The sequence below is a fragment of the Candidatus Chloroploca sp. Khr17 genome (assembly GCF_004138165.1).
Classification (GTDB): Bacteria; Chloroflexota; Chloroflexia; order Chloroflexales; family Chloroflexaceae; genus Chloroploca.
In genome coordinates, this window is sequence record NZ_RYFF01000016.1 from 18,986 (window position 1) to 40,569 (window position 21,584).

12 protein-coding genes are annotated in these 21,584 nt (G+C 59.6%); 5 read left to right on the top strand and 7 right to left on the bottom strand.

Features of this window, described 5'->3' with window-relative positions:
- Positions 1-4: 4 nt before the first annotated feature.
- The 4 genes from EKD05_RS11530 to aroB form a co-directional block, all read right to left on the bottom strand.
- Positions 5-793 carry an FAD-binding domain-containing protein gene (locus tag EKD05_RS11530; RefSeq protein WP_240695746.1) on the bottom strand — a complete coding sequence of 263 codons (789 nt, stop codon included), beginning with the start codon at positions 791-793 and terminating at the stop codon, positions 5-7.
- A 19-nt stretch (positions 794-812) separates the two neighbouring features.
- Positions 813-2,957, bottom strand: coding sequence for a hypothetical protein (locus EKD05_RS11535; protein WP_129672808.1), 2,145 nt, complete (start codon positions 2,955-2,957; stop codon positions 813-815).
- 2 nt (positions 2,958-2,959) lie between these two features.
- A complete protein-coding gene (locus EKD05_RS11540) occupies positions 2,960-3,943 on the bottom strand; it encodes a MoxR family ATPase (protein ID WP_129672810.1) in 984 nt (327 codons plus the stop codon).
- 153 nt (positions 3,944-4,096) lie between these two features.
- Positions 4,097-5,233 (bottom strand): 3-dehydroquinate synthase, encoded by a 1,137-nt coding sequence (gene aroB, locus EKD05_RS11545; protein ID WP_240695747.1) that lies wholly within the window; start codon positions 5,231-5,233, stop codon positions 4,097-4,099.
- A gap of 415 nt (positions 5,234-5,648) precedes the next feature.
- Here aroB and EKD05_RS11550 point away from each other — a divergent pair, with 415 nt between their 5' ends.
- Positions 5,649-7,826 carry a cation-translocating P-type ATPase gene (locus EKD05_RS11550; RefSeq protein WP_129672812.1) on the top strand — a complete coding sequence of 726 codons (2,178 nt, stop codon included), beginning with the start codon at positions 5,649-5,651 and terminating at the stop codon, positions 7,824-7,826.
- Here the strand turns inward: EKD05_RS11550 and EKD05_RS11555 are convergent.
- Entirely contained in the window at positions 7,717-8,280 is a 564-nt protein-coding gene (locus EKD05_RS11555) for a 2'-5' RNA ligase family protein (protein WP_165360698.1), read from the bottom strand. The genes EKD05_RS11550 and EKD05_RS11555 overlap by 110 nt on opposite strands.
- A 278-nt stretch (positions 8,281-8,558) precedes the next feature.
- Between EKD05_RS11555 and EKD05_RS11560 the strand changes: the two genes are divergently transcribed.
- The 3 genes from EKD05_RS11560 to EKD05_RS11570 all read left to right on the top strand — a co-directional run bounded on the left by EKD05_RS11560 (position 8,559) and on the right by EKD05_RS11570 (position 12,163).
- Positions 8,559-9,575 carry a DNA-directed RNA polymerase subunit alpha gene (locus tag EKD05_RS11560; RefSeq protein ID WP_129672816.1) on the top strand — a complete coding sequence of 339 codons (1,017 nt, stop codon included), beginning with the start codon at positions 8,559-8,561 and terminating at the stop codon, positions 9,573-9,575.
- Positions 9,576-9,829: 254 nt separating this feature from the next.
- Positions 9,830-11,020 (top strand): transcription termination factor Rho, encoded by a 1,191-nt coding sequence (gene rho / locus EKD05_RS11565; protein ID WP_240695748.1) that lies wholly within the window; start codon positions 9,830-9,832, stop codon positions 11,018-11,020.
- Positions 11,021-11,146: 126 nt separating this feature from the next.
- Positions 11,147-12,163, top strand: a complete 1,017-nt coding sequence (locus tag EKD05_RS11570) for an N-acetylmuramoyl-L-alanine amidase (protein ID WP_129672820.1) — start codon at positions 11,147-11,149, stop codon at positions 12,161-12,163.
- 81 nt (positions 12,164-12,244) lie between these two features.
- Here the strand turns inward: EKD05_RS11570 and EKD05_RS11575 are convergent, their stop codons facing one another.
- Together EKD05_RS11575 and EKD05_RS11580 are read right to left on the bottom strand one after the other, a co-directional pair.
- Positions 12,245-12,859, bottom strand: a complete 615-nt coding sequence (locus EKD05_RS11575; RefSeq protein WP_129672822.1) for a superoxide dismutase — start codon at positions 12,857-12,859, stop codon at positions 12,245-12,247.
- 30 nt (positions 12,860-12,889) lie between these two features.
- A complete protein-coding gene (locus tag EKD05_RS11580; protein ID WP_240695749.1) occupies positions 12,890-13,531 on the bottom strand; it encodes a metalloregulator ArsR/SmtB family transcription factor in 642 nt (213 codons plus the stop codon).
- Between the two features lie 167 nt (positions 13,532-13,698).
- Between EKD05_RS11580 and EKD05_RS11585 the strand changes: the two genes are divergently transcribed.
- Complete coding sequence (locus EKD05_RS11585) at positions 13,699-21,582, top strand: DUF2298 domain-containing protein (RefSeq protein ID WP_129672824.1); 7,884 nt, start codon at positions 13,699-13,701, stop codon at positions 21,580-21,582.
- Positions 21,583-21,584 lie beyond the last annotated feature (2 nt).

A 21,584-nucleotide genomic window follows, 5' to 3' on the forward strand; every position in this document is an offset into this window, starting at 1 on the left:
ATCCTCACTCAGCAAAGAGGCGAGCCGCGAGTTCTTCATAGCTTGCATCAAAGGGACAGCCCTCGCGAGCAAGGTGGCAGGTAGCGCAGTAGGCCCCACCACTGAAGCGCTCGACATTCTCGCGGTTGAAGAAATAGGGCTTGTGGCTAAAGGTACTGGCGATCCATTGCCACGAGAGACTATTGGAGGCAGGGTCGCCGTCGAGCAAATGACGGTAGAAGAGCGCGGCTCCATCGCGCCAATCGATGCCACGCCAATGTTGCAGATAGGCGGCGACCCACATCCGGGCATGATTATGCATATAACCGTTGGTATAGAGCTCACGCAGCGCTGTATCAAGGCAGACCAACCCGGTCGCAGCCTGTTCGACATCGGCAGGCACACCTCGCTCACGGCGCAGGGGCACTTTAGCTGGCTCAAGATCCTCGTGAACGGCCTCGCCTTTTTCGGCATACACGAGTTGCCAGAAGGCACGCCAGGCCAATTCATTGACAAACTTGGCGAGACCGGGGCCGGGGGCAAAACGGGTCACCAGGTAATCACGCACCTCGGCGAGCCCAAGGATACCGTGGCGAAGATAGGGCGAGAGCAAGGAGACGCCACGACGGACGACATCATTGCGGGTACGGGCATAATCACGCGGATCAAAGCTACTCAGGCGATGCAGCGCAGCACGACGACCGCCAGGGGTAGCCGCAGGCTCGGCTGGGCCATCATAGAGGCCAGCGAGGGCTTCGGCAAGATAGGCGGCACGCTCAGCGCGGGTTGGGTGCTCGGTTTGCAGACGCATCATAGTAGCAGGATACCATACTTCAAGGTTGAGGCAGTGATTGCCTTGCTTGATTTGATACGTGCGCATCTGGGCTGCCGAAATCAGGACGGGCAAAGAGATGGCGCTGGGTCGCGAGCTGTTCAGCATCAAAGGGGCGCAAGGTCGCAATCAACGCAAGCAACTCGGCCCGCGTAAAACCCGTGGCCTCAATGAGCGTAAAGGCGGTTGGATCAATAAGATTGGGCGGTATGGCAACATTGGCTGCCTCGGCGTCACTAACAGGATCAGGGTCACGACGGAGCGCGACGCGATACCGTTGGTTGAGTCCGGGTTGCAGCGTGACTTGCCAGGGGCCTACCGTTACCTCTTCACCTGTCAACATCTCGTCATAGCCAAAAAGCAGCATCAAACGCTGCGCTTCGCCAAGATAGATCAGCGCAATGGGCATATCGATGAAATCCGTACCAGTCAACCACAACAAGAGCGCCCGATCCACCGCTGGAGGCGAAGTTGGCAACCAGGGCGGCGTAGCGATTGTAAGCATACGGTCAGGATCGGTGACAATCCGTTCTTGAATCAAGGGCAACGCGGGATCGGCACTTGCGAAACGTGGCGCTTCGCTAAACTCACCAATGCCAGTCCATGCTCGTTCAATCGCAAACGCGGCACGAATCTGCTCGGCATTGAGGATAAAACCCTCATCGATGAGGCGCCAGGTCACGCGACTCGTCTGGGTTCCACCAGCGGGGCCAAGCAACTCGGTCGCGCTCCGCAACAGGCCGTGTTGCAGATCAAAAGCCAGCAAAATGACCACCTGATGAGCACTCTCGGCGTCATCGGCAGGCGGCAAACCAAGTGGGCTCGTGCCAGAAAAACTGACAATCTGCACCATCCGCCCGCCGTCTTGTTGCCGTCCAAGCAAGCGCAGATCAGGCGAGGTTTGGGCCTGACGTAGATAATGAAGCGGGATCAACCATGGCCCGGTGAGGAGGCGCTCATCACGGGCACGCACCTGACCCGCCGCATCAACATCCTGATCAAGCAAGATCGGATATTCTTCACTCCATCCTGAAACCAACGACCCATAGAGTGCAGGCACATAGGCTGGATCAATGGCATAGGAAAGGCGGCGCGCCCCGTCGCCAATCTGAAGCTCATACGGTGCCCCACCGTCGCGGTGGCTCAGCTGCAAACGATGACGGGCCGGCAGGCGGGGATCAAGCCACATCTCGGCACGCATAGGGGCGACGAGCTGATCACTGAAATACCAGAGCGTTTCGTACCGTGCATACCAGACCCCATTCTGTTGTTGCGGGGTTGTATACCGTTCGATGGCCCGACTAATGAGGGCCTGAACATCAACTGGCTCGCGCACGGTACGCTCAACGACCTGCACTGGTTGGCGGAGGAAGCCGGGCAAGACCAGGATCGCAATGAGCACAAAGACACTGACAGGCACCAGAGCCATCCGCGACGCACGCCAGTTGAAGGCATGGCGCTCTGCGGGTGGCGTCGCCATCTGCACAAGTTTGTGGGCCAGCGCAGCAGGCAGGATCTGGTCACGCAGCGCTTCGCGGAGGGCCGCTTCGAGGGTCGGCAACAGCTTGCCCCAGGTCTGATCAAACGTGCGGCAGAACGCACAGGTCGCGAGATGCCCGCGCACCGCCCCTGTCTGGCGTGAACCAACCGACGGATCAGCCAGCACCACCCGCACCGGCGCGCACAACTCACTGCTGACCCGGTCAGTCAGCGACATCCCGGCGGCAGGCCCGAGCGCCCGTGCGGCGGCAATCAGGGCCTCGCGTGCGGCGGCTGGTTCCATCCCCAGCACCGTTGCAAGCCGAGCGCCATCATACCCACGCAACAGATAGAGCGTCAACACCATCCGTGCTTGCAATGGCTGACCAAGCAGACTCCGATAGAGGGGTGGCAGATCGACAGGCAAACGGAGTGGGCGCTGCTTTTGTGGTCGGGCCTGCTCACGGTCGGCCACGATCAGCACACGCGCCAGGAGCGCTGGCTCATCAACGGGCAAATCAGGCGGATCAGCCAGGAGATCCTTGATCAGCGCCTTGAGCAGCCTGGACGCCTGACGCTCATCGCCAGCCGCAACAAGGGCCACCTGATAGAGCGTATGCCCATAGAGCGTCAGCGTCTCTTCGATAAACTCAGCAGCGATAGTCATGATCAACGACTCAAGACTGCACCAGCGCGGTCAAAGCGGCGCCCCGAACGGGCCCCTGGCACCGGTACCGAAGCCAGGATCTCATCGAGAATCGCCGAAGCAGTCACACTCCGCACTCGTGCAGACGGACTAACAATCATACGATGGCCGAGAACCGGACCGACCAGGGCCTTGACATCATCGGGCGAGACAAAATCGTGGCCGCGCATCGCTGCCCTAGCCTGGGCCGTACGATAGAGGGCCAGCGAACCACGGGCACTCGCCCCGAGATAGATATCATCGTGATGGCGGGTCGCCGTCACGAGCGCGACAATATACTCCTCGATGAGATCATCAACATAGACCTCTTTGAGCGCCTGCTGCAACGCAATCAACTCATCAATCTCGGCAACAATCGGCAGGTTCTCGAGGGGATGCATCTGACGTTGGCGTTTCAAGATCGCGATCTCATCAAGCCGATCAGGATAGCCAAGATGGAGACGGAGCAAAAAACGATCCAGTTGAGCCTCGGGCAACGGAAAAGTACCTTCATACTCGATCGGATTCTGGGTGGCAAGCACAATGAAGGGCGAAGGTAAGGGATGGGTCTCACCATCGACCGTAATCTGGCGCTCCTCCATCGCTTCGAGCAGAGCGCTCTGCGTCTTGGGTGTCGCCCGATTAATCTCATCAGCGAGCACAATCTGGGCGAAGACCGGGCCAGGACGAAACTCAAAGTCGCGGCTTTGCTGATTAAAAATAGACACACCCGTCACATCAGAAGGCAGCAGATCGGGTGTAAATTGGATACGCTTGAATGTCCCGCCAATCGAGCGGGCAATGCTCTTGGCGAGCACGGTTTTACCGGTACCAGGCACATCTTCGAGGAGCACGTGGCCCCGGCAGAGCAGCGCGACAAGCACCAATTCAACAGCCTGCTGCTTGCCAATAATGACGCGCTCGACATTCTGAAAGATACGCTCGGCAAACTCCTTAATGATGACCATGTAGCCTCAAAATTCGCAAAACATCTTCACATAGGATGCACAGGGGTCTCCATGCAGTATACCACAGTGGGATTGGCGCTGCGGGGTATGCGGTGTGAGGGCATTAGCCCTCGCAACGCATTCCTATATAGGCGAGATGCCTGAACCAGAAGCTTAACGTAAGACAAGGACATCTCGCACAAGCGCTTCGGGCACATCATCGCGGATGACGACGTGGCCGATGGCCGTAGGCAAGACCCAGCGAACCCGGCGAGCCTGGACTTTTTTGTCACGGAGGGTAAGGGCGAGGATAGCCGAGGGATCAAGTTCAGGGGGCATGGTGGTAGCGAGACCATAGGCGCCGAGGACGTTTTGCTGGCGCTGGACGAGATCGGCGCTACAGAGCTTCATCGCAAGCGCAAGGCGGGCAGCGGCGTGCATGCCCATTGCCACAGCCTCGCCGTGCAGCAAGGTGCCATAGCCCATCAATGCTTCGACGGCGTGACCGATGGTATGGCCGTAGTTGAGGGTAATGCGTTCGCCCTGTTCGCGTTCGTCGCGGCTCACCACGCCAACCTTCACCGCCACGGCCCGCCGAATGATGGCGGTCAGGCGCATCGTCAGGTCGGCATCATCAGGCGTCCAGCAGCCTCCAGGTGCCGCCACACTCCAACCACGCTCAGCAGCAAGCGCTTCGAGTTCAGCAAAGAGTCCGGCGTCGCTGATCACACCATGCTTGATCACTTCGGCCCAACCGGCACGCAACTCGCGGGGGGCAAGCGTTGCCAGGGTTGCTGTGTCGGCGAGCACAAGCTGTGGTTGATGAAAGGCCCCAATCAGATTTTTGCCAAGTGGGTGATTGATCCCGGTCTTGCCACCAACGGCGGCGTCAACCATTGCCAGCAGCGTCGTCGGTAGCTGGATCACGGCAATGCCACGCAGCACACTGGCGGCGGCAAAACCGGCCAGATCGCCGAGCACCCCCCCGCCCAACGCCAGGATGGCATCACGCCGCTCGACACCGCCACCGATCAACCAATCGTAGAGCAACCCCAGTTGCGTACTACTCTTACTGGCCTCACCCGAAGGAACGGTCGTGAAGTTCACGGCGAAGCCTGCCGCACGCAACATCGCCACCAGGGGCATCCCATACGGTTGCGCCACCACCTCATCACAAACCAGCCAGAGCGTCCCACGCAAACCGAGGTTCTTCAACCGTTCAGGGAGGAGCGTCAACGCCTGGGCTTCGACCACCACCGGATAACGGGCATGTTCCATCGTCACCATCAACGTCTCGGCAGCATTATCCATAGACTGTTCAACCAGCAACTTTCTCTATACAAAAGGGACGGATGCTACGACACTACTCATTGTACAATGAGTAGCATGACATGGCGCAGGCCCTTGAACATAACCGCGAGCAAACCTGTAGGGCGATTGCCTCATACGAAACCGGATACAACAAGGCGCTCTATCAGGGCACCCGCAAGGGGTGCCCCTACAGGCCGGGGGCCGGGCCCGGTGTACGGGCACCCCTTGCGGGTGCCCTGGCGGGTGCATACACGCAAGATGCAATCGCCCTAGCAAACCTGCCAGGTGTGCACCGCCGCGATCCTTGGGGGAACGGCACCGGGTCCCGCCGCACACCTGGCAGGTTTGAATCAGATTTGAGGGCGCAGCCCTCAAGCATGCATGTTAGGGCACGAGCCCTGAAAAGGAACCTCCCATGAGCACCACCACTGAGGTGATCGAGGTGCCCATCTGCGGCATGGATTGTGCCGATTGCGCGGCGCATGTGCAGCATGCACTGGCGGCCATGCCAGGCGTGGAACATGCCACGGTGCTGCTATCGGCAGAGCGGGCGGTTGTTCGCGGTGATCCGGCGCTGGTCACGTTGCCGGCGCTACGGGCGGCGATTGAGGCTGCGGGGTATAGCGTGCCTGATCCCGAAGCTGCCGGTGAAATGAGTGCGGTGCGTGCATCTGGGGCAACGCTGACACGCCAGGTCTTCACCATCTTTGGCCTGATCTTCGGTGCCGTGGTGCTGATCGTGGTGGTTGGTGAATGGCTCGGTCTGCTCGAGGCCGTAACCGAAGTCGTACCTTTCTGGCTCGGAGCGAGCCTGGTACTCGTGGCTGGTTGGCCGGTCTTTGCCAATGTGCTTCGTGCGGCCTGGCGTCGCCAGATCATTGCCCATACGCTGATGACCGCCGGAGTTATCGCGGCCCTTGCGGTTGGTCAGTGGGCAACGGCGGCTGTCGTGGTCTTTTTTATGCGGATCGGCGATTATGTCGAACATCTGACCGCTGAGCAAGCCCGTCGAGCGGTGCGCAAACTCAATGAACTAGCCCCACAGATGGCGCTCGTTGAACGCGACAACGGAGAAGATCAGGTTCCTGTGGCCGAGGTGCGTCCAGGTGACATCGTTATCGTCAGACCCGGTGGGCAAATTCCGGTTGATGGTATTGTTGTGAGTGGTCAAGCACTGATCAATCAGGCCGCGATCACGGGCGAGGCGATGCCGGTCGAGGTCGGGCCTGGGGTGCAGGTCTATGCGGCGACGATTGCGCAACTCGGCAGCCTGCGGGTGAAGGCGCTGCATGTCGGGGCAAACAGCACCTTTGGGCAGGTCATTCGGATGGTCGAAGAGGCCGAGGCAAACCGGGCGCATGTGCAGCGCCTGGCGGATCGCTTTGCGGTCTGGTTTCTCCCAGTGGTGCTTGGCCTCGCCCTCCTGACGTTGCTCGTGCGGCGTGATCCGCTGGCAACGGCGGCCGTCCTTGTTGTGGCCTGCTCGTGCTCGTTTGCCCTGGCGACCCCCGTCGCAATGCTGGCCTCGATCGGCAATGCTGCACGACGCGGGTTATTGATTAAAGGAGGCCGCTCCATCGAATTGCTCGCCCGCGCCGATGTGCTGCTGGTAGATAAGACCGGTACGTTGACGATGGGGCGTCCGACGCTGACCCACATTGTGCCTTGCCACCCCGCGTGGAACGAACGTGATCTGCTGGCGCTCGCCGCCACGGCCGAGCGGTATTCAGAGCATCCGCTGGCCGAAGCGGTACGCGAAGCGGCACGCCAGCGCAACCTGCCCCTCGCAGCCCCAGACAATTTTAGCGTTGTGCCAGGGATTGGCATCAAGGCAACGATCAACGGGCAAGAGGTCATGATCGGCAGTGCCCGTACGCTCGTTGGTGAACAGAGGCTGACCCCCGAAGTAGCACGGCGTGAGGCTGAAGGCGGCAGTTTGCTCTATATAACCCTGGACGGTGAATTCATTGGGGTACTGGTCGCCACAGATACCGAACGGCCCGACGTGGCGCTGGCACTGACAACCTTGCGACAGATGGGGCTGCGCGAGATCGTGATGTTGACCGGCGATCGTGAAGCAACGGCAGCAACCCTCGCCGCGCAGCTTGGCATTGCCTACCGAGCCCAGTTATTGCCTGACGACAAGCTCGCACTGGTGCGAAGCTATCAAGCCGAGGGGCATACGGTCATCATGGTTGGTGACGGCATCAACGATGCCCCGGCGCTGGCGCAGGCCGATATTGGGATCGCGATGGGCGTGACCGGGATTGACATCGCGATTGCAGCCGCCCCGATTACCTTGATGCGTGACGATTGGACATTGCTTCCCGAATTGCTCGCCCTTTCACGACGGACGATGGGCATTGTGCGTGGCAACCTCGGGTTTACCGTAGCCTACAATCTGCTTGGCCTAAGCCTAGCGGCCCTGGGCTTCTTGCCGCCAATTGTTGCCGCCGCAGCCCAATCGTTACCTGATCTAGGCATCATGGCGAACTCGGCCCGGCTCCTCCACAAAGACTCAGCACATAACGTTCATACGGCTGTTCAGGACGAATATCAACCGCACCCAGGGCCACAATCCGCCCATAGATAGCAACAACATACTCACGGCAGATTGCGATCGCCCGCGCCGCCTGAGCATCAGTCAGGCCGATCGCCAGCGTGCAGTGGGGGATCCACGTCTCGGGGGCATAGTGGCTGCCCACTGACATACCGGTAGCAACAACCGTCTGATAGAGCGTCTGTTGGATTTGCAAGAGGGCAAGCGTGGGTGTAGGGGCAAGAAAGACAATGCCATCACGAGCGAGAAAGGTCGCCGCCGTAGCAAAACTGATCTCGAACGGGGCAGTGGTAGCTGCGATGGCGCTAAGGAGGGGACGTAGCGTATAGGTATGCAACTGAGAACCGGCAAGGACTGTGACATGAGGACGCATACCATACGCATCAAGTCGAGGCGTACCAAGCAAACGTGACAGCGTTGCCCACAAGTCACGTACCGCAGCCTCGGCGTGGCTATCCAAAAAAAGCTCGATAACACCTGTGTGCATCGCCTTACATTTCAGTTGGTGGCATAGGGAACTTGCCGCTGTACGCATATTATACCCGCCAGCGTCAACATCGGATAGTTGCAAAATGACAGGGATGCGCTACAATACGCACGTGATCAAAAACAAGTCACTCACTTGCTGAATGGGCGACGCAGATGCGTTCGGCCCAATTAGTGTTGATAGCCACTGTTATCCTTCATACGATCCAGACGTAGCAGAACACGATGATCCTGGGCCCAGGATCATGGATCAGAGCGAGCAGAGACAACGAGAGCGCTATGCAGAAATCAGAGCCGTTGATCATCCAGCCGCGGGTACACCTGATTGCGGCGGGTACGAATTATGGACGTTTTGCGATTGAACCACTCGAACGTGGTCATGGGAGTCCTCTGGGCAATGCATTGCGACGAGTTCTTTTTTCGTCGATCCCAGGGGCTGCCATCACGCGGATGAAACTGGGCGGGGTCATTCACGAATTTTCGACCATCCCAGGGGTCATTGAAGATGGCACGCAATTGGTCTTGAATGTCAAGGGCATCCGCCTGCGCTCATATTCTGAGCGTGCCGTCACGATGCAACTGGTCAAGCGCGGCCCTGGCCCAGTGTTTGCGAGCGATATTGATGCACCGAGCACCGTCGAAATTGTCAATCCTCAGCATTATCTGTGTACGATTGACGATGAGGCAATGCTTGAGATGCAGTTGACCGCTGAGCGTGGGCGTGGTACCAGCCTTGCCGATAATAATAGTGGTCTCAGTATTGGCGAAATTGCGATTGATGCGCTCTTCAATCCTGTCCCACAGGTCAATTTTCTGGTTGAGCAGGTAGGGGAGAGCTTTGACACCATCTATGACCGGTTGATTCTTGAGATCTGGACAGATGGCACCATCAAGCCCGGTGATGCGCTGGGACATGCTGCGCAGGTGTTGACCCAGCATTTCGGGCGCATTGCGATCTTTGATCAACCTGAACCATCGGCTGAAGTGGTCGCTCCTGTGGGCCGTGCGATCCCTGCTGATGTGTATAATCGCACGATTGACGAACTAGGGTTGAGTACGCGTACGTATAATAGTCTGCGTCGTGCTGATATTACGACGATCGGGCGCCTGCTTGAACTTGATGATCGCGCCCTCCAGGGTATTCGCAACCTGGGGCCGAAGGGTGTCGAAGAGATTCGGCTGCGTCTCGCCGCCTTTGGCTACCTTGAGACTGGCGATCAATTTGCCCTCGAAGGCAGCGAACACGAGGGACACGAGTTTTTGTCTGACCATACCGAACCATCTGAAACCTCGTGAGTCATCATTCCCGATCCGTTTAGCCAGATTTTCGCGGAGAGGATGCCTTCCTCTCCGCCCCTTATGCACAGCATAAGCATAACCAGGAAGCACACGACACCGTGGTGCTCCTATTTCCCTCACCAGTGCGTGCTACTACCTGCTCGTGTATCCACATCGCAGTCTCGTACACTCCATCGTGTGCGTTTTGTCTGGTGTTGTCCAGATGAAAGGAGGAAAGAGCGCCTATGCCAAGAGGATCAAAGAAGGGGGTTGTGCCTGACGAAAAGGAGGCCCAACTGCCAACGCCGCCTACCCAGGCGAGTGAACAGGCTGGTGGGCCAGAGCTAGCGGCAACCACAGGCGGCAGTGGGGTGCTGGAGATTGGCCCCGAAGGGTTTGGTTTTTTACGCGGCCCGCGGTTGCTGCCCGGTGGCAACAATGATATCTACGTGGCCCAATCACAAATCCGGCGCTTTGCCTTGCGCACGGGCGATGTCATTGCGGGACGCGTCCGGCCCCCGCGTGAAGGGGAGCGCTATCCCTCGTTGCTCTGGGTCGAGCATGTCAATGGTGTCTCAACCGAGGTAGCGCAACAGCGCCCGATCTTCGAACGGCTCACCCCGATCCATCCCCACGAACAACTGATGCTTGCGACGGAACCTCAGATTCTCTCAACGCGTTTGATCGATCTGATTGCCCCGATCGGGCGCGGTCAGCGGGGTTTGATTGTTGCCCAGCCCAAGGCCGGCAAGACAATGCTGCTCAAAGCTATTGCCAATGGTCTCACGACCAACCATCCCGATTTGAGCTTGATTGTCCTGCTCGTCGGTGAACGCCCCGAAGAAGTAACTGATATGCGGCGCTCGGTCAAGGGCGAGGTCATTGCGGCAACCTTTGATGAGCCGGTCGAGGATCATATTCGGGTCGCCGAGTTGACCCTCGAACGCGCACGTCGCCAGGTTGAGCATAAACGCCACGTGGTCGTTTTGATGGACTCGCTCACCCGGCTTGCCCGAGCCTATAATATCGCGATGCCGTCGAGCGGGCGGACGCTGTCGGGGGGGATTGACCCGGTCGCCCTCTATCCACCCAAACGCTTCTTTGGTTCGGCACGGGCGATCGAAGAGGGTGGCTCGTTGACGATCCTGGCGACCTGTCTGGTGGATACCGGAAGCAAAATGGATGATGTGATTTTTGAGGAGTTCAAAGGCACCGGCAATATGGAACTTAATCTCGACCGGAAGCTGGCCGAGAAACGCATTTTCCCTGCGATTGATATCAATCGTTCGGGCACGCGCCGCGAAGAGTTGCTGCTCGATCTGACCACGCTGCGTCAGACCTATGCCCTACGCCGGATGGTGAGCATGATGGGCGACAATGATGGCACCGAGTTGATGCTCACCCGCATGGCGAAAACGACCTCGAATGCCGATTTTCTTGCCACCCTCGGCAAACGCGATTAACGACGTCTACAATTTCATGTCATGGTGAGAAAACCCTTTCCAGTGCGCTCTGGCTTGATCCTGTGTCTCCTGATGAGCTTGATCCTGGGTGCGTGTGGTCTAGTGCCTGCATCCGGCGCTCTTCCTATGCCAACTGAACCGCCTCGGCCCACCGCCGCAGCATTGCCGAAGCACAGCCTGCCTGTGATTGAGCCAGCCGTGCAGGTGCCAACGGTGACCGAGCGGCCCACGGCAACGCCCGTTCCTACGCGGGTGCCGCCAACACCAACGGCGACACCTCAACCTGACATACGTCCTGTCGTGGGCTTGCAAGTTGGGCATTGGAAGATCGAAGATCATCCTGATGAGCAGGCTGCCCTGCGCAAGTTTTCTGGAGCCTATTACCGCGGCTACGATGAGTGGGAAGTCAATTTTGTCATCGCCGAGTTGACCCGCGATCGCCTTGAGGCTGAAGGGGTCGTTGTCGAGTTGTTACCTGCAACCGTACCGATTGGCTATGAAGCTGATGTCTTTGTGAGCATCCACGTTGATGGGGTGACCGGGGCGCAGGCGGCGACACGCCGGGGCTGGAAGGTGGCAACACCCTTCCGGGCTTCCCTCGCCTCACAACGCCTTGAAGCAGCCATTGCGACAACATATCCTGCGGCGACAGGCTTGCCGGCTGATCCGCTTGGGCCATCGTATGATATGCGGGCCTACTATGCCTTTGCCTATTATCGCTACTGGCACAGCCTTGCCCCAACAACGCCAGCCGTCTTGTTGGAGGGAGGGTTTATGACTCATCCTGATGACCGGGTGCTGATCTTTCAGCAACCCGAACGGATGGCAACAGGTCTAGCCAAGGGCATTCTGGCGTACCTGGAAGCGTACCACCCGGCCGATCCAGCCGATCGAGCCTCGATCGGGCCAGCCCTGTTGCGTCCGATCGCCGCCGATACGCCGATCTTCCCGCGGGCCGACGAACGCCAGACACCGCTTCTGCGCGTTGGCCCTACGCAGCCACTCGTCCAAGTTGCCCAGAGCCGCGAAGCTGACTGGTATCTCGTCTTTACGCACGGCGGTGCCTGGGATCTCGGCTGGATCAGGGCTAGTGCCGTCCGCGACACCGGCGAACCACTTGAACCACCCCACCCACGTCCGTGAGCCACCGTATGGAAGCTTATATCTTCCACATAAAAAACAGCCAGCAAAGCTGGCTGTTTTTATGTACAAAACAACAACAGCTTACGCACAAGCCGCGTCGTACAACTCGGCAACTTTCGCCCAGTTCACTACATTCCACCAGGCATCAACATAGCCGGCACGCTTGTACTGATACTTCAGGTAATAGGCGTGCTCCCAGACATCCAGACCAAGGATCGCCTTCTTGCCCTCCATCACCGGGGTATCCTGATTCGGCGTGCTTGTAATCGCAACCGTGCCATCAGGATTGACAACCAACCAGGCCCAGCCTGAGCCAAAACGACCGATGGCAGCAGCCTTGAACTTCTCTTTGAACTCACCAAAACCACCAAAAGCCGCTGCAATTGCGGCACCAAGCGCACCAGTCGGCTCACCACCAGCATTTGGCCCCATCGTCTCCCAGAAGAGCGTATGGTTCCAGTGGCCGCCACCATTGTTGCGTACCACCATACGAATAGCCTCGGGCAGCGCATCGAGGTCGCCAATCAACGCTTCCAGACTCTTGTCCTGCAGATCGGGATAATGAGCAAGCGCATTATTCAAATTGGTGATATACGTATTATGGTGGTTATCGTGGTGAAAATGCATTGTCGCCTCATCAATATGAGGCTCAAGTGCAGTATAGGCGTAGGGCAAAGCGGGCAATTCGAACGGCATAGATTCATTCCTTTTGATATTCAGAAGAGATTACACAGGGATACGATAGCGGCAGCAATGTTCACCGCAGGCAATCGAACTTTCACGGACAAGCGGCACACCAAGGAGGGTCTCGTAGAGGCGTTCTTCCTGGAGACAGATCTGGCTGTACTTGCGGGCAACACAGTCAATCGGGCAATTGTACTCGGTCAACACGAAAGAGCCATCATCTTCTTCGACCCACTCACACATATAGCCCTGCGCAGCAAGCAGGTTGGCTAACGTTTCGACCTTTTCACGCCGACTCTTATCAGCAAGGTGGGGGCCAAGCTCGTGCAACATCCTCTCGTGACGTTGTTCAAGCACCTCTTCGAGCACCATCGCGCCACCGATATGTTCGAGATATTGCAACAGATCAAGCACCAGACGGTCGTACTGTTTGGGAAAGCGCGCTTCGGCTTCGGGTGTCAGCACATAGAGATTAGAAGGCCGCCCGATCTGACGACGCAAGCCCGAGACAGACACGAGCTTGTCACGCTCGAGAATGGCAAGATGCTGGCGGATGCCAACTGCGCCGATGCCCAGGTGCTCGCTCAACTCCAGCGCAGTCATCTCACCATAACGACGTAGCAACTGGAGAATGCTTCGTCGTGTGGAACCCTGCTCTTTACGCTCAGTCGTGATGGTGTCCATTGCTCTACGGCTTTCATGCTGATGCACTGTCGCTGAAACGTGACTGGCACCGCCTACCATGCATTACGAAACCTATAACGAGTATAACATTGTCATTTTGGCACTGTCAAGGTTGAGGTGCGCAGCGAAACTTGCCGCATAAGGATGGGGTTTGTATAATGAACGCGATGGATAACGATCAACCAAACTCCCCTCCACATGCCTCTCGGCTAGCAGGTTCAAGGCCTGCCTGGCTGACGCGCCTTTTGCTGTTGCTCATTCTGTTGCTGGGAGCCTATTTTCGCACCCTTAGCCTCACCGATTGGGATGCGGGTACCGGGCAGCATCCTGATGAGCGCTTTTTTGCCGATGTCACCTCCAATGTCCGTTTGCCGGCGAGTCTCGGTGAGCTCTATGATTCGTCGCGGTCGCCGCTGAATCCGCGGAATAATGACCGCTTTCCGTTTTTTGCCTATGGCCCCCTGCCTGTCTGGATGGCCCGTACGGCTGCCGTTGCCCTGACACCCGCTGCGCGCCCCGATGGAACGCCTAATTTTCCGGCGCAAGTGCCGAGTATCAATGGGCCACCTCGTGCTGGCCTTGATCCAACGCGACCACAAGAACGCCGCACCGATCTCGGCCCCCTCGTTGATAATCCCGAGGCAAGCTTTGTTCGCCTGACCCCGCTGATTGCCCTGGTCAACCCCGAGGGGCGCAATCTGACGATGTATGGCGATATCCAGAAAGTTGGGCGGAGCCTCGCGGTGCTCTTTGATCTCGGTTCGCTGCTCCTGATCTATTTGATCGGGCGGCGTCTCTTTGGGGTGCGCGTTGGTCTGCTTGCGGCCCTGCTTGGGGCGATGGCCGTGATGCCGATCCAGCAGGCCCATTTTTTTGTTGATCCGATCTTTTCGACCTTTTTTGCGCTGTTGAGCATCTACTGGATTGTGCGGATGGCCCAAGGCGGTGGCCCGCTCGTGGCAACGCTCGTTGGTTTCAGTATCGGCGCGGCGATGGCCAACCGGATCACGATGGCGACCCTCGGTGGTCTGGCGATCGTCGCCGCACTGATTTCGGCGGCCCGCTTTGTGCAGACGCAACGCAGCCAGGCGGGTCAAGCCACGTATCTCCCGTCACTTGTGTGGCCTCTCTTGACCCGCTTTTGGCGACGCGATTTTCCGTTGCTGGTGCTCGCCGGGGCGATGACGCTGCTCAGTTTTCGGACGCTTTCGCCCGATGCGTTTACCGGGTCGCGCCCCGATTCGCCCGTGGTGGTGAGTGATGGGCACGGTGGCGCGGGGTTGCTGCAGGGGGCGGGGTTTCTTGATGTGCGCCTTGAGCCGCGCTTTCTGTCGGGGCTCAGCAGTGTGAGCGGCCTTGTGAGCGGCGAAGTCGATTTTCCACCGTCGCAACAGTGGGTTGCCCGCACGCCGTACCTTTTTCCCTGGAGCAATATGGTGCTCTGGGGGATGGGGCCAGCGCTGGGCCTGGCCGCCTGGGGCGGCTGGCTTGCCTTTGGGCTTGGCGGGTTGCGCCGGGTGCTCTGGCCGCGCCGCGACGATCCGCTGCTCAGTGCGGCATGGGTGCCGTTTGCCTGGGTGACCTTCTATTTTCTCTGGCAGGGTGGGCAGTTTGTCATTACGCTGCGCTATCTCTTGCCGATCTATGGGCCGCTGATCATCTTTGGCGCCTGGGGCCTCGTGCGCCTCTGGTCGTTCCGGCACACGCCGCTTACGCTGCCCCGACTTCCCGTGGCGCTGCAACGCCAGGTGCCACCTCTGCTGCTCTTCTCGGTCATCCTGCTGACGCTGGGTTGGGCCTATGCGTTTACGCGCATCTATGCCCAGCCTCACTCGCGGGTGATGGCGGCGCGCTGGCTCGCTGATCATGCGCCGCCCGGTTCGTATGTGATGTCGGAGACCTGGGACGATGGGTTGCCCCTCCAGGTTACGCGGGCCTCGTGGGGCCAGACCTTCCAGGGCATTTCGTCGGCCCCGTATGCCGAAGATGAGTTGCGCAAATATGTCGGTGGCCTCGGCAGCGATGGGCGCTTCGAGCCGGGTCTGCTTGATCAACTCGATCAGGCCGACTATATTACGCTCACCAGCAATCGTGTCTATGATAGTACGTCGCGCCTACGGATGCGCTACCCCGCCTTGATGCGCTACTATCAAGCGCTCTTCAATGGCGAACTTGGCTTTCGCCTCGTCGCTGAAGTCACGTCCTACCCACGGATCATGGGGATCGAAATCCCTGACCAGGCCGCCGAAGAGGCGTTTCATGTCTATGATCATCCGAGGGTGCTGATTTTCGCGAAGACGCCGGCCTATTCACGTCAGCGGGCCGAAGCCTTGCTGATCAACGATGTGCTTTGGGGTGAGGTCTACAAGTCGTCGGTACGGGTGGCCGACCGCAATGTGACGGCGGTGCGCCTGACTGATGCGCAGTGGCCGCGCTATGCCGCAGGTGGTACCTGGGCCGAGTTTTTTCAACGGCCGGCGTTATTCACGGCGCTCGCGCCGCTCTTCTGCGTCATCATCTTGCAACTGCTCGGGCTGGCGACCTTTGCGCTCGGCTTTCGCTGGCTGCGCTGGCTGCCTGATCGCGGGTATAGTCTGGCAAAGATCGTCGGCTTGCTGCTCGTTGCCTATACCGCCTGGTTGATGGGGAGCCTAGGCAATCGTCCTAGCATCCCTGGGCGTGGTGGCGAGGATGCGCTCGGCTGGGGACCCTTTCCGCTCGCCTTTGGCCCAACGACGCTCTGGCTGGTCGCGACGCCGCTGCTGGTCGCCGGGGCGCTGGCAGCCTGGTTCAACCGGGCGAGCCTGGCCGACTTCTGGCGGACGCGCCAGAGTGCCATTCTTGGGGCTGAGTTGGCCTTCCTGAGCTTTCTGCTGCTCGGCTTGCTCCTGCGTTGGTTCAACCCCGATCTGTGGCACTACGCCCGCGGTGGCGAAAAGCCAATGGATTTTGCCTACTTCAATGCAGTGCTCAAGAGTGCGGCTTTTCCACCGTATGATCCCTGGCACGCCGGCGGGACGATCAACTACTACTATTTTGGCTTTGTCCTTGTGGGTGCCTTGACCCACCTGAGTGGCGTGGTGCCGAGCATTGCCTACAATCTGGCGGTGGCGACGATCTTCGCGCTCACGGCGGTCGGGGCCTGGGGGCTTGTCTATAACATCCTGGCCCAACCCGCCTCGGTGTCAGAGGACGATCATCTGGCGAAGACCGGGGAGCGACGCGCCATCGTCGCGGCCCTACTTGCCCCGATCTTGCTGCTGGTCCCGGGAAATCTCGCCCAGGCGCTCTGGTATCTCAATGGCTACGCCGCTGAGCAGGCGACCAGGGGGCGCGGCGAATGGGCCTACTGGGACGCAACGCGCATTGTTGAGGGCACCGTCAACGAGTTTCCCTTTTTCACCTTTCTCTTTGGCGACCTGCACGCCCATATGCTTGTGATGCCGTTGAGCATGGCGCTGCTCGGGCTCGCAGTGGCCTATCTGTTGATGCTGCCACGTATGCAGGTCGTGACGAGCAAGCCTGTTTGGCGCGATCTGGGGGGCGTGGTTGGCCTAGTGGTGCTGATGGGCCTCTTTGCCGGGGTCATCAGGGCGACAAATACCTGGGATTATCCCTCGTTTGTCGGGTTGACCGGTTTGATCATGGCGGGGGCCGGCTGGCGGGCGAGTCGCGCTCAGTTGCGTGGCGAGCAGGCACGGTGGCTCTGGACCCTGATCTGGGTTGCAGTGCCGCCGTTGCTGATGGTGATTGCAGGCAATCTCTTGATCATGCCCTTCACCTCGAATTTTGCCACCGAATCTTCCGGGGTCGCCCTATGGCGCGATGATCGTCACGCCAGCCTGCTGCTGCAGGTCGCACTGGCACAGCGCACGACGCTCGGCGAATTCTTGTTGCTCTATGGGCACTGGCTGGTCGTGACGCTCGTGGCTGGCGCGATGCTCGCGCGGCGCTGGCTCAAGCCTGTGCCGCTTGCCATAAGCGCCGGGTTGCTTGCGGTGCTTGTTGTCGTGATGGTCAGCCTCAACCTGCCTGCGATCCTTTTGCTCGGGCCACTGGTTGGCATGGGCATCTGGATGCTCTGGCGGATGCGCCGGGCGCCCTACGATCTCGTATTACCGATGCTCTGGCTGGTTGCCGCACTTGGGCTTGGCGTGCTCGTCGAGGTCGTGGTAGTCAAGGGCGATGTCGGGCGGATGAATACCGTCTTCAAATTTGGCCTGCACGCCTGGATGCTCTTTGCACTTGGCGTCGCCGCGCTGATGCCACGTCTATGGGAGCCTGGGCGCAAGGCGAACCGCGCAACGGCGTTGATCCGAGGCACCTTCGTGGTACTCGGCGCGGCGGCGCTGGTCTATCCGCTGACAGCGACGCCAGCACGGATCGGTGATCGCTGGAACCCCGAAGCCCCCCGTGGACTCGACGGCGCAGCGTTTCTGCCGTGGATCACCGCCGAACGCCACGGTAGCGCCTTCGCCCTCAACGAAGACGCGGCGGCCATTGCCTGGCTCCAGACGCATGTCGCCGGAACACCGGTGATCCTGGAGGCGCATCAACCCTCGTACCAATGGGCCGGGCGCGTCGCAACCTTCACCGGTCTCCCCACGATCCTCGGCTGGGAATGGCACCAGATCCAGCAACGCAATGCGGTCAATGCCAACGCCGCGATTGCCTTCCGCCAGCAAACGATCGAGACCATCTACACAACCACTGACGCGCCCGCAGCGCTGGATCTTCTCCGTGACTACGGCGTGAGCTACGTCTATGTGGGCAGCGTCGAACGCGACCGCTATGACACCGAGGGCCTGGCAAAATTCGCGACGCTGACGGCCTCTGGCGAGCTTGAGCGGGTCTTTGCTGAAGGCCAGACGGCGATCTATCGCGTGGTGAGCCCTGGGACACCTCAGATGCTGACGAGCGACCGCGTGCTGGATCCTCCAGTAATGGATCTCACCCCGCCGCTGCTGCTGGATACCTCGGTCAATCAGTTACCTGCGGTTGATGAATTTGCCTGGAACCCTTTCGTCCGCGAGAGCTCGGTGGCCTCGTTGTTGCTCTGGATCGTGGTCTTCTATGGCATAGCGCTGCTCGGTCTGCCAACGGCGGTGATCATCTTTGGGCACTGGCGCGACGGCGGGGTTGTCTGGGCGCGCGTGCTCGGCGTGCTCTTGCTTGGATACGCCGTCTGGCTACCGACCAGTTTGGGGCTATGGAGTTATAACTACCAGGGCGTCCTTGGCGGCCTGATCCTTGTCGCCGGCGTCAATCTGGGCTTGCTCGGGTGGCTTGGGCGGGGCACTGAAGCAACCCTGAGCGGTCGCATCAGGGCAGGGCTACGGCAAATGCTGGCGATCCTGCGGACAAAGCGCCGCGGCATTTTCTGGAGTGAAGGGGTTTTTCTGGGTGGTCTGCTGGCGCTAGCGCTGGTACGGGCGTTCAACCCGGATCTTTGGCATCCTATCTGGGGTGGTGAGAAACCGATGGAAGCCGGCTTTCTCTATGCGATCTTGCGCAGCCCGGTGATGCCGCCTTTTGATCCGTTTTTCAGTGATGGATACATCAATTATTACTATTACGGCTTCTACCTGCTCTCACTGCCGATCAAGCTCACCGGCACAGCCCCGGCGATTGGCTTCAACCTGGCGGTCGCGACGCTCTTTGCGTTGACCGTAGCGGGAGCCTTTGCCATCGTCACCGAGTTGACAGGGCGGGTGCGCTACGGATGGCTAGCCGTGGCACTCGTCGGCATCCTGGGCAACCTGGCGAGCTTTTTTGCGACAGGCTGGTCGCGAGGCGCAGCGGCGGTGTGGCAGGTCTTCCGTGGTGGCAGCCTGTCTACCTTCGGGGAGCGCCTAGGCGATTGGTACATTGGGCCGAGCCGGGTGATTCCCAATACCATCAACGAATTTCCTGCGTTTACCTTTCTCTTCGCCGATCTACATCCCCATATGATCGCGCTGCCGATTGCGTTGCTGCTTGTGGCGTGTGCCTTTGAGTTAAGCCGGTATCGCCCTGGGCATCCTGGGGCAGAACGCTTCCCGCAGGCTCTGCGGCTGGCGTGGTACACGACGCTGGTGGTGAGCGCGTTGAGCCTGGGCACGCTGGCGGTGACGAATGCATGGGACGTGCCAATCTATGCGCTGCTGCTTGGTCTAGCGCTGCTAGGTGGCGCGTGGCGCTCGGTGGGGCGGGGCGAACGAGGCATGCCGTGGGCAGCACTGGGGCAGGCGCTGGTCGTCGCGGTGCTGGTCAGCGTAGGCGGCTTGCTGCTCTATGCACCCTTCTTCGACCACTACTGGGCTCCGGTCGGCGGGATAGGGGTGGTGGAATGGGCTGATGGCACGCAGATCCGCGACTACCTGGTCATCTACGGCTTCTTTCTCGCGACGCTGATCCCCGTCTTGCTCGGTGGCTTGCAACGAGTCTGGGGGCACCACCGGGTTGCCCGTGATCGCCCGGTGGTGCCAGCCCTTGGCCTCAGTCAGCGCCTCGCGATCGGCATCTCCGCCAACTCGCTGCTCTATCTCGTAGGCCTGTTGCTCCTCATTGCGGCTCTTGTGCCGCCGCTGGGGTTGCGCGCAGCACTGGCATTGCTCTTGCTGGTTGGCCTCTTCCTACTCGGGCAGCGCAGGCTCACCAACGCAACCTGGTACGGCTTTGGGCTAGCCTGGGTTGGCCTGGCTGTCTCGCTGGGTGTCGAACTGGTCTATATTCGCGATCACCTTGCCGGGGGCGATTGGTATCGCATGAATACGGTCTTTAAGTTCGGGTTTCAGGTCTGGATCTTGCTTGCGCTCGCAACCGCGATCAGCCTGCCCAACCTGTTGCGGGCGTTACGGCGCCTGGGCGACAAACCAGCACAGACGGCGGCGCTGGCAGTGCTGGGGCTCTTGCTAGCCATGATGGCGGTCTACCCGCTGGCTGGCATTCCCTCGCGCGTTGCGAACCGTTTTGACGTACAGACAGGGCTGACCCTTGATGGCAGCGCCTTTTTGGCGCAGGCCGGATTTGGGTATAGTTGTGCCTCATTTGGCGGCTGCGCCCCTGGCATGAACGAGGCCTTTATTGATCTTCGAGGCGACGCCGAAGCGATTGCCTGGCTCAACAAAGAGATCAGTGGCACACCAATCGTCGTGCAATCAAACCTCTCTTTCTACCGGGGCTATGGCATTCGCATCGCCGCCAATACAGGCCTGCCGACTGTCGTCAGTGCCTTGCATGTCAACGAGCAGCGTGATCCACAGGTTGCCGCACGGCGCGATGCCGAGGTCGAGCGCTTTTACAAAAGCCCCGATGTCGAAGAGGCGTTACGCTTCCTGGCGCGCTACAACGTTGACTATGTCTATGTGGGCGGGGTCGAGCACGCGATCTATCCTGTCGAGGGGCTGAGCAAATTCAAACAGATGGAAGGCATCTACCTCGACCCGGTCTTTGCCACCTCAGCCGTGCAGATCTATGCGGTACGAGGCGTACCATCAAGCTATGCGCGCCCCGAGGCCGAAGTTAACAACAGTGGGGCAACTAGCCAGCCTGGAGTGCCGATCACAGCGCCTGGGTCAGATCTAGCCCAGCTTGAAGCAGCGCATCGCGCCAACCCGACCGATGGCCCCACCGCGTTTGGTCTTGCTGAACGCTACCGCAATCTAGGGCGACTCGACGAAGCTGCGCGCATTCTGGAGGCACCCGCCCTGGCGAATCCTGACGACATTGGCGTGCTGCACCTCTGGGGCGATATTCTGGCGGACGCCGGACGCTACCGCGAGGCCGAAGAAGCATACCTGCGGGCGGCGCGCCGTCAACCAACCGGAGGCAACTGGAACAAGCTCGGTGCGGCTCTGTTGAGCTGGGGTGAGTTTGACAAGGCCGAGATCGCGTTGAGCCAGGCGGTGGCAGCAAACCCGAATGAGCCTGAACCCTATTTTCGCCTCGGCCAACTCTTTCGCGAAGTAGGCGACCGCGACCGCGCCCGGGCCATGCTTGAAACCTATCTCCAACTCGCGCCCGATGGCCCCTGGGCCGCCGAAGCGCGCCAGTTATTGCAGGTTGAGTGACC

Coding starts and splice junctions, on each gene's coding strand:
- EKD05_RS11530 (WP_240695746.1), bottom strand. CDS start 793: ATGATGCGTCTGCAAACCGAGCACCCAACCCGCGCTGAGCGTGCCGCC.
- EKD05_RS11535 (WP_129672808.1), bottom strand. CDS start 2,957: ATGACTATCGCTGCTGAGTTTATCGAAGAGACGCTGACGCTCTATGGG.
- EKD05_RS11540 (WP_129672810.1), bottom strand. CDS start 3,943: ATGGTCATCATTAAGGAGTTTGCCGAGCGTATCTTTCAGAATGTCGAG.
- aroB (WP_240695747.1), bottom strand. CDS start 5,233: ATGGATAATGCTGCCGAGACGTTGATGGTGACGATGGAACATGCCCGT.
- EKD05_RS11550 (WP_129672812.1), top strand. CDS start 5,649: ATGAGCACCACCACTGAGGTGATCGAGGTGCCCATCTGCGGCATGGAT.
- EKD05_RS11555 (WP_165360698.1), bottom strand. CDS start 8,280: ATGCACACAGGTGTTATCGAGCTTTTTTTGGATAGCCACGCCGAGGCT.
- EKD05_RS11560 (WP_129672816.1), top strand. CDS start 8,559: ATGCAGAAATCAGAGCCGTTGATCATCCAGCCGCGGGTACACCTGATT.
- EKD05_RS11570 (WP_129672820.1), top strand. CDS start 11,147: ATGCCAACTGAACCGCCTCGGCCCACCGCCGCAGCATTGCCGAAGCAC.
- EKD05_RS11575 (WP_129672822.1), bottom strand. CDS start 12,859: ATGCCGTTCGAATTGCCCGCTTTGCCCTACGCCTATACTGCACTTGAG.
- EKD05_RS11580 (WP_240695749.1), bottom strand. CDS start 13,531: ATGGACACCATCACGACTGAGCGTAAAGAGCAGGGTTCCACACGACGA.
- EKD05_RS11585 (WP_129672824.1), top strand. CDS start 13,699: ATGGATAACGATCAACCAAACTCCCCTCCACATGCCTCTCGGCTAGCA.